At 60.7% G+C, this 471-nt stretch carries 1 protein-coding gene; it reads left to right on the top strand.

Features of this window, described 5'->3' with window-relative positions; genetic code table 11:
* Positions 1–193: 193 nt before the first annotated feature.
* The coding region (locus ACE04F_RS09430; protein ID WP_486106146.1) for a response regulator at positions 194–471 on the top strand (278 nt) is incomplete at its 3' end.

Genomic DNA, 471 nt, shown 5'->3' with positions numbered 1-471 from the left:
CCCCCCCCCCGCCACAGGGTTCAGTGCATCAAGTTCATTGGCTGACATCGAGGCAATCCTGCCGCGGTTTTCTTGCCCGAAGATTTCCGCAATGTTGCGTACCGGTCGCTTTGTTTCCGGATTGAAATATATGACGCAAGCGGCGAATTGACCCTAGTATCGCCTCCTGTATCCATTGCCCGACGTGACCCCTGTGAGCCATCTCCTCCTGGTAGACGACGACCTCGAAGTCCTCGCCCTCCTGCGCAAATTCCTCGAACAACATGGCTACAGCGTCGAAGTGGCCGCCGACGGCGCCGCCCTGTGGCAAGCGGTCGGACGGCGGATGCCCGACCTGATCATCCTCGACGTCATGCTGCCGGGCGACAACGGCCTGGTGCTTTGCCAGCGACTGCGGGCCGAACATAGGGTCGGGATCATCATGCTCACCGCCATGGGCGAACTCAGCGACCGTGTCGTCGGCCTGGAAAT

Source organism: Pseudomonas sp. AGC41, from assembly GCF_057334555.1.
This window is presented reverse-complemented; position numbering and strand designations above follow the sequence as displayed.